This window comes from Pseudomonas sp. V98_8 (assembly GCF_029967975.1).
In the GTDB taxonomy this organism is placed as follows: Bacteria; Pseudomonadota; Gammaproteobacteria; order Pseudomonadales; family Pseudomonadaceae; genus Aquipseudomonas; species Aquipseudomonas umsongensis.
This window is the reverse complement of the sequence record NZ_JASCAE010000001.1, coordinates 114,284-129,024: the sequence shown is the minus strand read 5'-3', so window position 1 is coordinate 129,024 and position 14,741 is coordinate 114,284. Positions and strand designations below refer to the sequence as shown.

The 14,741-nt window shown below is 60.2% G+C and carries 17 protein-coding genes; 12 read left to right on the top strand and 5 right to left on the bottom strand.

The genetic code is table 11. The annotated features are described in order from the left end of the window. The first annotated feature begins 4 nt into the window (after positions 1-4). From pstA to QLG10_RS00595, 5 genes are all read left to right on the top strand, one after another. Positions 5-1,675: a phosphate ABC transporter permease PstA gene (gene pstA / locus QLG10_RS00615; RefSeq protein WP_110748243.1), complete on the top strand. Its 1,671-nt coding sequence runs from the start codon at positions 5-7 to the stop codon at positions 1,673-1,675. A gap of 163 nt (positions 1,676-1,838) precedes the next feature. After that, positions 1,839-2,672: a phosphate ABC transporter ATP-binding protein PstB gene (gene pstB / locus QLG10_RS00610; RefSeq protein ID WP_095943421.1), complete on the top strand. Its 834-nt coding sequence runs from the start codon at positions 1,839-1,841 to the stop codon at positions 2,670-2,672. Positions 2,673-2,743: 71 nt separating this feature from the next. Further along, the gene (gene phoU / locus QLG10_RS00605) at positions 2,744-3,505 is read left to right on the top strand and encodes a phosphate signaling complex protein PhoU (RefSeq protein ID WP_008064514.1); all 762 of its coding nucleotides are present in this window, start codon (positions 2,744-2,746) and stop codon (positions 3,503-3,505) included. Positions 3,506-3,585: 80 nt separating this feature from the next. Continuing rightward, positions 3,586-4,482: a response regulator gene (locus QLG10_RS00600; protein WP_110748239.1), complete on the top strand. Its 897-nt coding sequence runs from the start codon at positions 3,586-3,588 to the stop codon at positions 4,480-4,482. Between the two features lie 175 nt (positions 4,483-4,657). Continuing rightward, complete coding sequence (locus QLG10_RS00595; protein ID WP_282485248.1) at positions 4,658-5,554, top strand: peptidoglycan DD-metalloendopeptidase family protein; 897 nt, start codon at positions 4,658-4,660, stop codon at positions 5,552-5,554. Positions 5,555-5,668: 114 nt separating this feature from the next. Here the strand turns inward: QLG10_RS00595 and QLG10_RS00590 are convergent, their stop codons facing one another. The 3 genes from QLG10_RS00590 to phoB all read right to left on the bottom strand — a co-directional run bounded on the left by QLG10_RS00590 (position 5,669) and on the right by phoB (position 9,189). Continuing rightward, entirely contained in the window at positions 5,669-7,009 is a 1,341-nt protein-coding gene (locus QLG10_RS00590) for a hemolysin family protein (RefSeq protein ID WP_110748236.1), read from the bottom strand. Positions 7,010-7,132: 123 nt separating this feature from the next. After that, positions 7,133-8,419 (bottom strand): phosphate regulon sensor histidine kinase PhoR, encoded by a 1,287-nt coding sequence (phoR, locus tag QLG10_RS00585; protein WP_218646489.1) that lies wholly within the window; start codon positions 8,417-8,419, stop codon positions 7,133-7,135. A gap of 80 nt (positions 8,420-8,499) precedes the next feature. Further along, on the bottom strand, positions 8,500-9,189 hold the full coding sequence (gene phoB / locus QLG10_RS00580) for a phosphate regulon transcriptional regulator PhoB (RefSeq protein ID WP_020797927.1): 690 nt from the start codon (positions 9,187-9,189) through the stop codon (positions 8,500-8,502). A gap of 152 nt (positions 9,190-9,341) precedes the next feature. On the opposite strand from phoB, the gene QLG10_RS00575 reads away from it, so the two are divergent. Continuing rightward, a complete protein-coding gene (locus tag QLG10_RS00575; protein WP_110748233.1) occupies positions 9,342-9,728 on the top strand; it encodes a hypothetical protein in 387 nt (128 codons plus the stop codon). 129 nt (positions 9,729-9,857) lie between these two features. On the opposite strand, the gene ubiA is transcribed toward QLG10_RS00575, so the two are convergent. Continuing rightward, the gene (ubiA, locus tag QLG10_RS00570; protein ID WP_110748230.1) at positions 9,858-10,748 is read right to left on the bottom strand and encodes a 4-hydroxybenzoate octaprenyltransferase; all 891 of its coding nucleotides are present in this window, start codon (positions 10,746-10,748) and stop codon (positions 9,858-9,860) included. Further along, positions 10,748-11,311 (bottom strand): chorismate lyase, encoded by a 564-nt coding sequence (locus QLG10_RS00565; protein ID WP_110748228.1) that lies wholly within the window; start codon positions 11,309-11,311, stop codon positions 10,748-10,750. Before QLG10_RS00565 ends, ubiA begins: the two co-directional genes overlap by 1 nt. 200 nt (positions 11,312-11,511) lie before the next feature. Here QLG10_RS00565 and QLG10_RS00560 point away from each other — a divergent pair, with 200 nt between their 5' ends. The 6 genes from QLG10_RS00560 (at position 11,512) to QLG10_RS00535 (ending at position 14,673) form a co-directional block, all read left to right on the top strand. After that, positions 11,512-11,682 carry a rubredoxin gene (locus QLG10_RS00560; RefSeq protein ID WP_007995385.1) on the top strand — a complete coding sequence of 57 codons (171 nt, stop codon included), beginning with the start codon at positions 11,512-11,514 and terminating at the stop codon, positions 11,680-11,682. Positions 11,683-11,700: 18 nt separating this feature from the next. Beyond that, a complete protein-coding gene (locus tag QLG10_RS00555; protein WP_110748226.1) occupies positions 11,701-12,849 on the top strand; it encodes an FAD-dependent oxidoreductase in 1,149 nt (382 codons plus the stop codon). A gap of 194 nt (positions 12,850-13,043) precedes the next feature. Next, positions 13,044-13,319, top strand: a complete 276-nt coding sequence (locus QLG10_RS00550) for an HU family DNA-binding protein (protein WP_003213368.1) — start codon at positions 13,044-13,046, stop codon at positions 13,317-13,319. 116 nt (positions 13,320-13,435) lie between these two features. Then, entirely contained in the window at positions 13,436-13,681 is a 246-nt protein-coding gene (locus QLG10_RS00545) for a hypothetical protein (RefSeq protein WP_146235721.1), read from the top strand. 85 nt (positions 13,682-13,766) lie between these two features. After that, positions 13,767-14,141, top strand: coding sequence for a DUF6124 family protein (locus QLG10_RS00540; RefSeq protein ID WP_110748223.1), 375 nt, complete (start codon positions 13,767-13,769; stop codon positions 14,139-14,141). A 148-nt stretch (positions 14,142-14,289) separates the two neighbouring features. Beyond that, positions 14,290-14,673 carry a helicase gene (locus tag QLG10_RS00535; protein WP_110748220.1) on the top strand — a complete coding sequence of 128 codons (384 nt, stop codon included), beginning with the start codon at positions 14,290-14,292 and terminating at the stop codon, positions 14,671-14,673. Positions 14,674-14,741: the final 68 nt, after the last annotated feature.

Below are 14,741 nucleotides of genomic sequence, written 5' to 3'. Positions count from 1 at the left end.
GTCTGTGAAACAGAACTCCCTGAAAGGATGGTTCAAGAGCGGCGCCCCGGGCGTCTGGATCAGCGGTGGCGCGGTGTCCATCGCGGTCATCATGACCATTGGCCTGCTGGCAGTGATTGCCGTGCGCGGCCTGGGTCACTTCTGGCCGGCGGATCTTATCCACGCCAGCTACGACGTGCCGGGCCAGGCCAATCACCTGGTCATCGGCGAAGTGGTTCAAAAGGAAGAAGTGCCGCGTGCGCGTTTGAAGAGTGCCGGCCTGCCGGTGCCTGACGAAGGCCCGGAGTTCATGACCCGCGAGCTGATCAAGGTCGGCAACCGAGACCTGAACGGCACCGATTTCACCTGGATTGTCGGCGAGTGGTTGACCAACCAGAAAACGCCGGTCGAATTGATGGCGCTTGAGCGCCGCGAGTGGGGCAATTTCTACGGTTACCTGGTCAACGTCAAACAGGACGGCAAGGTGATTGCCGAAGGCGAGGCTGCATGGCCCGAGCTGCAGGCGCGGATCAACCGCGTGAATCAGCTGGCTACCCAGCTCAAGACCCTGGAAAAGTCCGACATCGGCGCGATCAACGCCGGGCTGGAACGCATCCGCCTGCACGGCCGCAAACTGGAGCTGGACGGCAAGCTCGACGCCGCTGCGCAAGCGGACATGGAATCCGAGCGCGCCGAGCTCAATGCCCGTTATCAGGACATCGAGGCCCGTCTGGGCGATCTGCACGCGCAGTTCAACCGCGACAGCCTTACTGCCCGCGATGCCAACGGCAAGGAAATCGAAATCAGCCTCGGTAAAGTGGTTCACGCCTACCAGCCGAACGCCATGGGCACCTTTACCAAGATCGGTTTCTACTTCAGCAAGGTCTGGGAGTTCCTGAGCGACGACCCGCGTGAAGCGAACACCGAAGGCGGGATTTTCCCGGCGATCTTCGGCACCGTGATGATGACCTTGATCATGGCGATGATCGTGACCCCGTTCGGCGTACTGGCCGCGGTGTACCTGCGTGAATACGCCAAGCAGAACACCCTGACCCGGGTGATCCGCATCGCGGTGAACAACCTGGCGGGTGTTCCGGCCATCGTCTACGGCGTGTTCGGCCTGGGCTTCTTTGTCTATGTGCTGGGCGGCTCGCTCGACCGCCTGTTCTTCCCTGAAGCCTTGCCAGCGCCGACCTTCGGCACGCCGGGCCTGCTCTGGGCATCGTTGACCCTGGCGCTGCTGGCGGTGCCGGTGGTGATCGTGGCCACCGAAGAAGGCCTGGCTCGGATTCCTCGTACCGTGCGTGAAGGTTCGTTGGCCCTGGGCGCGACCAAGGCGGAAACCTTGTGGAAGATCGTACTGCCAATGGCCAGCCCGGCCATGATGACCGGCATGATCCTCGCCGTGGCACGCGCCGCGGGTGAAGTGGCGCCGCTGATGCTGGTAGGTGTGGTGAAGCTGGCGCCGTCGTTGCCGGTGGACGGTAATTACCCTTACCTGCACCTGGATCAGAAGATCATGCACCTGGGCTTCCACATCTATGACGTCGGCTTCCAGAGCCCGAACGTCGAAGCCGCGCGGCCGCTGGTGTATGCCACGGCGCTGCTGCTGGTGCTGGTGATCGCGACGTTGAACCTGTCGGCCGTTTATATCCGTAACCACCTGCGCGAGAAGTACAAGGCGCTGGATAGCTGATCAACTGTAGGAGCCGGCTTGCTGGCGATGCTGGCGACTCGGTCCGCCTGGTTCACCGCGGTGATGTCATCGCCAGCAAGCCGGCTCCTACAAAGAAAGAATTGCGTAACCGCAGGCCTGGCCTGCGGCCCCGAACCGAATTTGTTAGCACAGGGAGCCTCCCATGCAGCACGAAGCACATACCCACGGCATCAACATGTCGGCCCTGGGTCGCGACAAACAGAGCCTGAACCTCGAGCAGGAAACCGTGGCCATTGAAGTGCCGGGCCTGAGCCTGTTCTACGGCGACAAACAAGCACTGTTCGACGTCAGCATGAACATCCCGAAACAGCGCGTGACCGCCTTCATCGGCCCGTCCGGCTGCGGCAAGTCCACGCTGCTGCGTACCTTCAACCGCATGAACGACCTGGTGGACGGTTGCCGCGTGGAAGGCGAGATCAACCTGTACGGCAACAACATCTACCGCAAGGGCGAAGATGTGGCCGAGCTGCGTCGTCGCGTCGGCATGGTGTTCCAGAAGCCCAACCCGTTCCCGAAAACCATCTACGAGAACGTGGTCTACGGCCTGCGTATCCAGGGCATCAACAAGAAACGCGTGCTCGACGAAGCGGTTGAGTGGGCGTTGAAAGGCGCGGCCCTGTGGGACGAAGTCAAAGACCGTCTGCATGAATCGGCGCTGGGCTTGTCCGGTGGTCAGCAACAACGCCTGGTGATTGCCCGTACCATTGCCGTGGAGCCGGAAGTGCTGCTGCTCGACGAACCGTGCTCGGCACTCGACCCGATCTCGACGCTGAAAGTCGAAGAGCTGATCTACGAGCTGAAATCCAAGTTCACCATCGTCATCGTGACCCACAACATGCAACAGGCCGCGCGGGTTTCCGACTACACGGCGTTCATGTACATGGGCAAACTGGTGGAATTCGGCGATACCGATACCCTGTTCACCAATCCGGCGAAGAAGCAGACCGAAGACTACATCACCGGTCGTTATGGCTAGTAAGCGGTTGTTGCTCACTAAACTGACGCTGCGGTCCACCGCACCTTACCGGACGCTCCAAGGACGCCAACATGATTAGTAAAGAAGGCCTTACCCACCATATTTCCGCGCAGTTCAACGCCGAGCTCGAGGAAGTGCGCAGCCACCTCCTGGCCATGGGCGGGCTGGTCGAGAAGCAGGTCAACGACGCGGTCACCGCGTTGATCGAGGCCGATTCCGGCCTCGCCCAGCAGGTACGTGAGATCGACGACCAGATCAACCAGATGGAACGCAATATCGACGAAGAGTGCCTGCGCATCCTGGCCCGTCGTCAGCCGGCGGCGTCGGACTTGCGTTTGATCATCAGCATTTCCAAATCGGTGATCGACCTGGAGCGCATCGGTGACGAAGCGACCAAGATCGCCCGTCGCGCCATCCAGCTGTGCGAAGAAGGCGAAGCGCCGCGCGGTTACGTCGAGGTTCGCCACATTGGCGACCAGGTGCGCAACATGGTCCGTGATGCGCTGGATGCCTTTGCCCGTTTTGACGCCGACCTGGCGTTGTCGGTGGCGCAGTACGACAAGATCATCGACCGCGAGTACAAGACGGCCCTGCGTGAGCTGGCGACCTACATGATGGAAGACCCACGCTCTATTTCGCGGGTCTTGAGCATCATCTGGGTACTGCGTTCGCTGGAGCGCATCGGCGACCACGCGCGCAATATCTCGGAGCTGGTGATTTACCTGGTGCGCGGCACAGACGTACGTCATCTGGGTCTCAAGCGCATGAAGGAAGAAGTTGAAGGAACCAGCGGCGAAACCGCTAATGTTCCGGGCAAATCTGACGATAAGTAAGATTGCCCAATTAAAGCGCCCGGCCTATTGGCCGGGCGTTTTCGTTTGGGGGTCGCCGGGATTTTTTAAAGGGGTTGTGGATGAGTAAGGTCAGTGTGTTGGTCGTGGACGATGCTGCGTTCATTCGTGACCTGGTGAAGAAATGCCTGCGCAACTATTTCCCGGGCATGCGCATCGAAGACGCGGTCAACGGCCGCAAGGCGCAGTCGCTGCTGGCCAGGGAGGCATTCGACCTGGTGCTGTGCGACTGGGAAATGCCAGAGATGTCCGGCCTGGAGCTGCTGACCTGGTGCCGCGAACAAGACAGCCTCAAAGGCATGCCATTCGTGATGGTGACCAGTCGCGGCGACAAGGAGAACGTTGTCCAGGCGATCCAGGCCGGCGTTTCCGGCTACGTCAGCAAACCCTTCACCAACGAGCAACTGATCACCAAGGTCAAGCAGGCGCTGCACAAGGTTGGCAAACTCGACAGCTTGATCAGCGTGGCGGCGACCAAAACGATCTCGGCGTTCGGTAACGACACCCTCAATGCATTGACCAGCGGCAAGCCTGCCGTGATTGCTCCGGCGCCCGCGGCAGCATCCCCAGGAGTGCTCAACAGCCCACCGGTCAAGGCTCCAGTGGCTGCTACTGGCGGCGGTGGACGCGGCCAGGGTCAGCTGCGGCTGCCCAACGGCATCCAGCCGTGCGTGATCAAGGCGCTGAGCCTCAAGGAAGCGCTGCTGGTGGTCAAGCGCACCGACAGCCTGCCGCAGGTCCTCGACAGCGCCGTACTGGACCTGGAGCAGGGCGAGAGTGCCGAAGTGGCCCGCCTCAATGGCTACCTGCACGCTGTGGTGGCCCACGAGCCCAAGCCCGACAGCGACTGGTTGCAGCTGACCTTCCGCTTTGTCGATCAGGATGCGCAGAAACTCGACTACATTTCGCGATTGATCGCTCGGGGTACGGCGCAGAAGCATTTCATTCCTGGCGCTTAAGAGCGCCTTCGTGAGCAAGCCCGCTCCTACAGGGATTGCGCCGACCTGTAGGCGCGAGCTTGCTCGCGAAGAGGCCCTCGACATCACCGTACATCCATCTGAACATCTGCCGACTTCACAGGTCCATTGCGCCTGCTAGGCTCAATCCCAAACCTGAATCGACAGAATCCCGCCCATGTTCACGCGCCTGCTGTTTTTCTGTGGTCTTTTCATCGCCTCGACTTCGGCCATGGCAGTGACCATCTACAAGTCCACCGACGCCAGTGGCGTGGTCTCCTACAGCGACCGCCCCACGAAAGGCTCCAGCGTGTTCACGTTCCGCGATCGCATGGTCGAGAACTTCGAGCGTCAGGTGTACCTCGTGATCATGAAAAAGGACGGCGTGGACAGCGTCTACGTGCGCAATGACCTGTATGCGCCGGTCGAAATCGAATTGAGTTTTACCGGGTTGAACAACGTCAGCGGTGCACCGAGTCGTCCCATTCGTCGGGTAATGCCATTGCGCAGCAGCATTCGCCTGGCGCAGCTCACGCCGACCAGGGCCGGGCAGCCGCTCGCCTACCTTCCCAAGTTCGAATATTCCCTGGGCGACCCCGCAGGCGCTGCCGTAGCCTACCGATACCCGTACCCCTGGCGTGGCGGACCGTTTCGCGTAAGCCAGGGCGCGGAAGGCCAATACAGCCACTTCGGCCCGAGGAATCGCTACGCCATCGACATCGCCATGCCGGAAGGCACGCCGATCATTGCCGCGCGGGGCGGGATCGTGGTGAAGACCGAAAACGGGCAGACCGGGCGCGGTACCGATCCGTCGGGTAACTTCGTGCGGGTGCTGCATGATGACGGGACGATGGGCGTGTACCTGCACCTGCAAAAAGGTTCGGTCAGCGTTCGCGAAGGGCAGCGGGTCGTCGTGGGCAGCCCGCTGGCGCTGTCGGGCAATACCGGCAACAGCAGCGGGCCGCATCTGCACTTCGTGGTGCAGCGCAATACCGGGATGGGGCTGGTGTCGATCCCGTACCAGTTCAAGCAACCGATGGGGGCGTTACCCAACTTCGCGCTGGGCAAACAATAATGCGTTGACTGATCTGATGCCTTCGCGAGCAGGCTCGCTCCCACAATTGAAATGCATTCCAATGTGGGAGCGAGCCTGCTCGCGAAGGGGGCGACTCGGCTTTGGATCAGCCCATCAATCGAGCATCAACACCTTGGCCAGCACAATCTTCGGTCCCTTCATCTTCTTGATGATGATGCGCAGGCCTTCGACTTCCAGCACTTCTTCCTCTTCAGGGACGCGCTTGAGGCTTTCATAGACCAAACCTGCGAGGGTTTCGGCTTCAACGTGGTCCAGGTCGATACCCAGCAGGCGCTCGACCTTGAACAATGGCGTATCGCCCCTTACCAGCAGCTTGCCTGGCTGATAGGCGAGGATGCCGCGTTCGGCCTTGCGGTGTTCATCCTGGATATCGCCCACCAGCACTTCCAGCACGTCTTCCATGGTCAGGTAGCCGATGATGTTGCCGTCGGCCTCTTCGACCAGGGCGAAGTGCGAGCCGCCCTTGCGGAACTGCTCCAGCAACTGCGACAACGGCATGTGCCGCGACACGCGTTCCAGCGGGCGGGTGAGTTCGGCCAGGTTGAACGACTCGGGAATGTGGTCCAGGGCCGCCAGCTCCAGCAGCAGGTCCTTGATGTGCAGCAGGCCGACGAACTCCTGGCGCTCGCTGTCGTACACCGGGTAACGGCTGAACTTGTGGCGACGGAACATCGCCAGGATTTCCTTGAGTGGCGCGTTGAATTCCAGGGTCACCAGGTCTTCGCGGGAGTTGGCCCAGTCGACCACTTCCAGTTCGCCCATTTCCACAGCCGAGGCCAGTACGCGCATGCCCTGGTCGCTCGGGTCCTGGCCACGGCTGGAGTGCAGGATCAGTTTCAGTTCCTCACGGCTGTAATGGTGCTCGTGGTGCGGGCCGGGTTCGCCTTGCCCGGCGATGCGCAGGATCTGGTTGGCGCTGGCGTTGAGCAGGTAGATGGCCGGGTACATGGCCCAGTAGAACAGGTACAGCGGCACGGCGGTCCACAGCGACAGCAATTCGGGTTTGCGGATGGCCCAGGATTTCGGGGCAAGCTCGCCGACCACAATGTGCAGGTACGAAATGATGAAGAACGCGGTGAAGAACGACACGGCCTTGACCACTTCCGCTGACTGTACGCCGACCGTTTCGAGCACCGGCTCGAGGATATGCGCGAACGCCGGCTCACCGACCCAGCCCAGGCCCAGCGAGGCGAGGGTGATACCCAATTGGCACGCCGACAGGTAAGCATCGAGCTGACTGTGCACGGTGCGCAGGATGTGTCCACGCCAGCCGTGCTGCTCAGCGATGGCTTCGACCCGGGTCGAGCGCAATTTGACCATGGCGAATTCCGCCGCAACGAAAAAGCCGTTGAGCAAAACCAGGATCAGAGCAAAAAGAATCATGCCGAAGTCGGCGAATATTGTTGCGAGGGTCAAGCCAGGGGAAGGGTCCATGATGGAGTTTTGCGGGTTCCGTGTATTCGAATGGAAAGAAAAAAGTGCACCTGAAAGGCAGGCACAAGTCAGCCAATGTAGCGGCTGACCGGGCAATTGCCTAGTGGCGTGTGCTGGCCGGTATCAGTCGGCGGTGCTGATCACCCGGGATTTGCTGACCTGAGCGGGTGCAAAGTGGCAGGTAAATGTACTCCCGTGGCCCGGCACGCTGCTGATTTCCATGCGCGCGCGATGACGCAGCAGGACATGCTTGACGATCGCCAGGCCCAGCCCGGTACCGCCAGTGTTGGAATTGCGGCTGGAGTCGACGCGGTAGAAGCGTTCGGTCAGGCGCGGCAGGTGCTTGCTGTCGATGCCGATCCCGGAGTCCTGCACGCTCAGGTGCGCGCCTTGCTCATCGCCCCACCAGCGGATGCGGATGCTGCCTTCGGCAGGGGTGTATTTCACCGCGTTGAACACCAGGTTGGAAAACGCGCTGCGCAGTTCCGCTTCACTGCCCTTGAGCAGAATCGTCGGGTCGGCTTCCAGGGTGATCTGTTGATTCTTCTGGCCTGACAACTGTTGAGCATCGCCCTTGATCGACTGCAGCAAGCCATCAATGGCCACTGGCTGGTTGTCCGACGGGTAATCGGTGGCTTCCAGCTTGGCCAGCAACAGCAGGTCATTGAGCAAGGTTTGCATGCGCCCGCCTTGCTGCTGCATCTGTTGCAGGGCACGGGTCCAGCGCGGGTTCACTTCCTCGACGTTATCGAGCAGGGTTTCCAGGTAGCCACAGATCACCGTCAGCGGCGTGCGCAGCTCGTGGGAAACGTTGGCGATGAAGTCTTTGCGCATCTGTTCCAGCTGATGGATACGGGTCACGTCGCGCACCAGCATCAGGTGCTCATTGTTGCCGTAACGGGTGATATACAACTGAATGCGCATCCGGTCGTTGGTCGGCGAAGGGATTTCCAGCGGTTCGGCGTAGCTGTCCTGCTCGAAGTATTCCTTGAAGCGCGGATGGCGTACCAGGTTGGTCACCGGCTGGCCGCTGTCCTGCGGGGTCTTGAGGCCCAGCAGGGTTTCAGCGGCACGGTTCCACCATTCCAGGTTGCCGTCGCTGTCGAGCATGACCACCGCGTCTTTCAAGGCTGCGGTGGATTCCTGGACCCGGTCGATGACCGCTTGCAGGCGCCCGCGAACGCGTTGGTCGCGACGTTGCAGATGGTAGATGCTGTCGAACACCTCGCCCCACAGGCCATAGCCATCGGGAGGTGCTTCATCGGGTTTGTGCAGGCGTAGCCATTCGTGCAGGCGTAGCAGTTGCTTGAGGGTCCAGGCCAGGTAAACGCCAAGTCCCGCGGCGAGGCTCCAGCCGTAGTAGCCGGTGATCAGGCCGATCACCAGGCAGGCGGTGACCAGCAGCAGCATGTGGCGAATCAGGGTGCCATGCCAGTTTTGGTTCACTTGAAAGCGCGTCCTTGTCTACTTCTAAAACGGGGAAATCCGGGTCACGCTTTCGTGGAAAAGCGGTAACCGGTGCCGCGCACGGTTTGTACCAGGTTTTCGTAGGCATCGCCGAGGGCTTTGCGCAGGCGCCGGATGTGCACATCCACGGTGCGCTCCTCGACATACACATTGCCGCCCCAGACCTGATCCAGCAACTGGCCACGGGTGTAGGCGCGTTCCTGGTGGGTCATGAAGAACTGCAGCAGACGGTACTCAGTCGGTCCCATTTCCGCCGGTTTGCCGTCGATGGTCACGCGGTGGCCTATCGGGTCCAGCAGCAGGCCGCCGACTTCGATCGGTGCTTCGCCGTCGGAGGGGCCGGCACGGCGTAGCACGGCCTTGAGGCGTGCGACCAGCTCACGTGGGGAAAAGGGCTTGGTGATGTAGTCATCGGCGCCGACTTCCAGGCCCTGGATCTTGTTGTCCTCTTCGCCCTTGGCGGTGAGCATGATGATCGGGATATCCCCGGTCAGCTCGTCGCGCTTGAGGCGGCGGGCGAGCTCGATGCCGGACGTGCCGGGCAGCATCCAGTCAAGCAGGATCAGGTCTGGTTTGCGGTCGACGATAATGGCGTGGGCCTGCTGGGAGTTCTCCGCCTCCATGCAGTCGTAGCCGGCCATTTCCAACGCAACGGCGATCATTTCGCGAATGGGCGCTTCGTCGTCGACGATCAGAATGCTCCTGCCAACCATGCCTTAATCCTCTTGTCATTTAACTGTCTTGCGCCGCATTAGATAACGGAATTATTGCAGTCGTGTGACAGTATTTTAGTCACCCGGCGATTGTCATGAACCTGGGCTAAGCTCTAAGTCCGAATCCTGACAACCACAAACGGAAGGTTTCCATGAAACACATTGCTCAATCCTGGAAGGCTTTGCTGGTGACTGCTGCGTTAACGCTGCCGACCATGGCCTTCGCCGCCGACCCGGCGATGATGAAAGACGGCATGATGGTCGACCATAAAGGTATGACGGTGTACACATTCGACAAGGACTCGGGTGGCAAGTCGATGTGTAATGGTGATTGTGCGAAGAATTGGCCGCCGATGATGGCACCGGCGGGCGCCAAGGCCGAGGGCAAATTTACGCCAATCAAGCGCGATGACGGCACGATGCAGTGGGCTTATGACGGCAAACCACTTTATACCTTTGTGAAGGACGAAAAACCTGGAGACATGAAAGGCGACAAAATGAAGGACGTCTGGCACGTCATGCACGAGTCGCAGAAGTAAACGACGCCCAGGTTTTCCCTGCAGGAGCGAGCATGCTCGCGATGGTCGTCAACGATAACGCGGCAAGCCTGACACCCCGCGGCGTCTGTGAGATCTTCGCGAGCATGCTCGCTTCTACAGGAAAACGGGTCAACGCAACCCGTAATCCAGCACGATCCCGACAAAAATCGCCAACCCGGCCCAATGGTTGTGCAAGAACGCCTTGAAACAGCGCATACGGTCCTTGTCACGGGTGTACCAGAACTCCCAGGCAAAACAGCCCGCCGCCACCGCCAGCCCCAGATGGAACCAGCCGCCGAGCTCGAATTTAGACCCGGCCAGCAGCAGGCATCCCAACGCCAGCCCCTGCAGGGTCAGGATGATCACCCGATCTGCCTCGCCAAAGAGGATCGCCGTGGACTTCACGCCGATCTTCAAGTCATCGTCGCGGTCGGTCATCGCGTAGTAAGTGTCGTAACCCACCGTCCACAACAGGTTGGCGATCCACAGCAGCCACGCCGCCGCCGGCAGTTCTCCGGTCTCGGCAGTGAACGCCATCGGCATCCCCCAGGAAAACGCCGCGCCCAGCACCACTTGCGGGTAATAGGTGTAGCGCTTCATGAACGGATAGGTGAAGGCCAGCGCCAAGCCACCGAACGACAGCCAGACCGTTGCCGCGTTGGTGCATAGCACCAGCAGGAAGCTCAGGCCCATCAATAATGCAAAGAACACCAACGCTTCTTTGGAGCTGATCTTGCCGCTCGGCAGCGGGCGCTGTTCAGTGCGCTTCACATGGCCATCAACCTTGCGGTCCGCCCAATCATTGATCACACAGCCCCCCGCGCGGGTCAGCACCACGCCAAGGACGAAAATCACGATATTGGCCAGCGACGGCGAGCCCTTGCCGGCAATCCACAGCGCCCATAGCGTCGGCCACAACAGCAGGTAGATGCCGATCGGCTTGTCCATGCGCGTCAGCTGAATGAAATCCCAGGCCCGGGGATTCAAGCGGTTCAAGGACTTGAGCAGGCTCTGGTACATCAGCAATTCTCCGGATGGACGCGGGCGGCGCTCCACAGGGTCGGCAGGAAGATCTCGGCCACCAGCACACTCAAGGCGCCACGGTCGAAACGCGAGCGGCGAGCCCACAGCCCGGGCGCCCGCACTTCGCTTGGCAACCACGCTTGCGGGTAGTGGCAAACCTCGATGGCACGGCGCTGGAAGGCATGATCGCAAAACAGCAGCTCGCCCAGGGAGCGGCTGCCCAATTCGTCCATGTGCAAGCCGTCGCCCTGCAACGCGCTGCGCGCCGCGACGCTGCGGGCAAACACCAGGGCTTGCCCGTGACCACGCAAGTACACCTCGCGCACCCAGCCTTCACTGCCCTCGGCCAGGCCGAGCGCGGCGCATTCATCCGTGCGCAGGGGCTGCCAGCCTTCGAACAATGGCGTGACGCTAAACGCATCATTCGTCAGATGAATGAGACGCCTGGTCAGCGAGCCATTATCGAACAACCAATCGAGGATAGACGTGTCGGGGAGAGGCGTCAGTTGGCTTTGAAAGAGCCAGGTTGGGGGAGGGCAGGGGGATTCTGTGTGTTGCACAATGAGTCATTATTGGCAGCAAAGGAGGCTGCGAGCTTACCATGCCAGCCACGAATGTTGATTGATCCGGCCACCCATTGCGCCGAACAGGCTTGCATCTGTCGGGCCCGATCAGTAAAAAACCCTTTGAGCTGGATGGCAACGCAGTAACCATCGACCGTCCACGCCGGCAATAGCCTGAATCCCGAGGAAATACCTGAATGAAAAAGTGGCAATGTATCGTCTGCGGCCTGATTTATAACGAAGCCGACGGTTGGCCCGATGACGGCATCGCGCCGGGCACCCGTTGGGAAGACGTGCCGGCAGATTGGCTGTGCCCGGACTGCGGTGTGGGCAAAATGGATTTCGAAATGATCGAAATCGCCGCCTGAATAACTGAGGAGTAAGGAATGAACGCACCTGTCGTAATCGTTGGTACCGGGCTGGCTGGCTACAACGTCGCTCGCGAGTTTCGCAAGCTCGACAGCGACACCCCGCTCCTGCTGATTACCGCCGACGATGGGCGCTCCTACTCCAAACCGATGCTCTCCACCGGTTTTGGCAAAAACAAGGATGCCGACGGCCTGAGCATGGCCGAACCGGGCGCGATGGCCGAGCAGTTGAAAGCCGAAGTGCGCACCCATACCCGCATCAGTGGCATCGACCCGGGCCACAAGCGCCTGTGGATCGGCGAGGAAGCGGTGATCTACCGTGACCTGGTGTTGGCGTGGGGGGCCGAAACCGTGCGCGTACCCATCGAAGGTGATGCAGGTGATTGCGTGTTCCCGATCAACGACCTGGAAGACTACGCGCGCTTTCGTGCGGCTGCGGCCGGCAAGCGGCGGGTGTTGTTGCTGGGCGCCGGCCTGATCGGTTGCGAGTTCGCCAACGACCTGACCCTGGGCGGCTACGAGGTGCAGCTGGTTGCACCGTGCGAGCAGGTCATGCCGACCCTGTTGCACCCGGCAGCGGCCGCAGCGGTTCAGGCCGGGCTGGAAAGCCTGGGTGCACGCTTTCATCTCGGGCCGGTGCTCAATCGCCTGCAGCGGGTTGCTGACGGCCTGGAAGCCCATCTTTCCGATGGTCAGGTCATACCGTGCGACGTGGTGGTGTCAGCCATTGGCCTGCGTCCGCGCATCGACCTGGCCGCCGCTGCAGGCCTGCAGGTCAATCGCGGCGTAGTGGTCGACCGACACCTGCAAACGTCCCATGCCAACATCTACGCCCTGGGTGACTGTGCCGAGGTCGATGGGCTGAATCTGTTGTACGTGATGCCCCTGATGAGTTGTGCGAGAGCGCTGGCACAGACCCTTGCCGGCAACCCGACGGTGGTTAACTACGGCCCGATGCCGATCACTGTCAAAACCCCGGTGTGCCCATTGGTGGTATCCCCGCCGCCACGGGGTACGGAGGGCGTCTGGACCGTCGAAGGGCAGGGCGCCGACATCAAGGTTTTATGCCGCGATACCCACGGCAAACTGCTCGGTTATGCCCTCACAGGCGCAGCCGTGATGGAAAAGCTGGCCCTCAACAAAGAGCTTCCGGCGCTGCTGGCGTAAATACCGGTCGTTCTGTCGGAATCACCCCCATTTTGCCCGTACATTGGCCGCGCCGACACTGGCGCGGCTCCTCACTGCGTGCCATCCTCACTCCCGTCTGCCGCAGAGTAGAGCACCTGCGGCGCTTTGGGCGCTGCTCCACAGAGGGCGGCACGGACATAACAACAAAAAACCGTCAAAGGGGCTTCACTAATATGCGTAAACCAGAACTCGCCGCAGCCATCGCTGAAAAAGCAGATCTCACCAAAGAGCAGGCCAACCGCGTCCTCAACGCCGTTCTCGAAGAAATCACCGGCGCCTTGCACCGCAAAGACAGCGTGACGCTGGTAGGTTTCGGCACCTTCCTGCAACGCCACCGCGGTGCCCGCACCGGTAAAAACCCGCAAACCGGTGAGCCGGTCAAGATCAAGGCCAGCAACACTGTTGCATTCAAGCCGGGTAAATCGTTGAAGGACAGTGTTAATCCGTAATCTGTTTCGCGAACCTGCAGTGCGGGGGAGCGGACTGAAGAATGGGCACGCCAACGAGATTGGGTGCCCTTTTTTTATGGAGCGCGAGGGTCGCGCATTGCGTTGTAGGAGCCCGCTTGCTGGCGATAGCGGTGCGTCCCAGTGTTTTGAAGGAAATTTCCGACGGGTTTGCAGGGGAACTATCAAAAGATCGCAGCCTTCAGCAATTCCTACAGGAGTGTGTTTCCTCAGGTGCAGGATCGGCGCAGGGGGGGATTTCATCGGTTACCGTTGTGTTGATGGCCAAGGCGCCATATCACCAAACAGCGGGTTTTAAATTGTTAAACGCAGCTGGAAAATGGTTAATTCCCTTGCAAAATTGAGGAAGCATCCGACGCTTTTTTAAGGTTGGCCGTCGGAAGCGCGGCGGTTAGTTTGGTCCCTCCCAATATTCCTCGGAGTTGCACCATGCCCAAGGTCAAAGAATTACCCGCCGGATTAGAAAGCGTCAGCACTACCCCGTACATGTCCGCGACTTCAAGAAAGTTGCACCATGCCGCCACCCGCGCCCTGGACCACTACCTGAAACCCAATGCCTTGGCCATGGCCGGGGCTCATCCACCCGGCACGATCTTTGTCGTGGCGCCTGACATCGACAACGAGACGCTATTAGCCCACGCCTGTGAGTCGTTGGCGTCAGCCAACGTGATGGCGAGTGAAATCGCCACAATGCTCGAGGGGGCGCACCGCAGTACGATGCTGGCGCTTCAGCAGGTGATCATGCTCGGTGAGCTGGCGGTAAATCGAGTGCTGGATAACGTCGCCCCGCCACACCCTGTCTGAGTCCAGAAAAGGCAGGCTTTTGTCAGTGACTTGGTAGTCATCACCGTCAAAAAACCTGGCATCTCCTCCAAACGTAACTGGAAGGTGGCGTTCTGGAATTTAATCGCTACACTGCGTCGGCCGTTCATTTTTCTTCTGAGGCTTGCGCATGAAATTTCGTTTTCTGCTGTGGATGCTGGGATTGTTGATGGGTAAGGCCAGTCGGACCAATCCAGCGTTTCAGCAGCAGCTGGGTGATAAAGAACTGGTGTTTCAACTGCAGACCCTGGACGGGAAAGTAGCGCGACACTTTCGGGTGAAGGGCCAGCGCATTACCAGCAAGGCGGGTGTGTATGCCGAGCCGGCATTTGCAATCGCCTTCAAGGACGCCGCTTACGGCTTTGCCACGATGCAGGCCAAGAACAAGCAGTTGGCGTTCATGACGGGTATTCAGGACAAGTCGATTCAGATCAAGGGCAACCCGGCGCTGGTGATCTGGTTCCAGGGGCTGACCAAGTATTTGAAGCCGAAGAAGGCTAAGCCTAAGGCTTGAGATTTTTCAGTTGGACCGAGTTGGGTTCTTCGCGAGCAGGCTCGCTCCCACAAGGGGATCACCTAAAT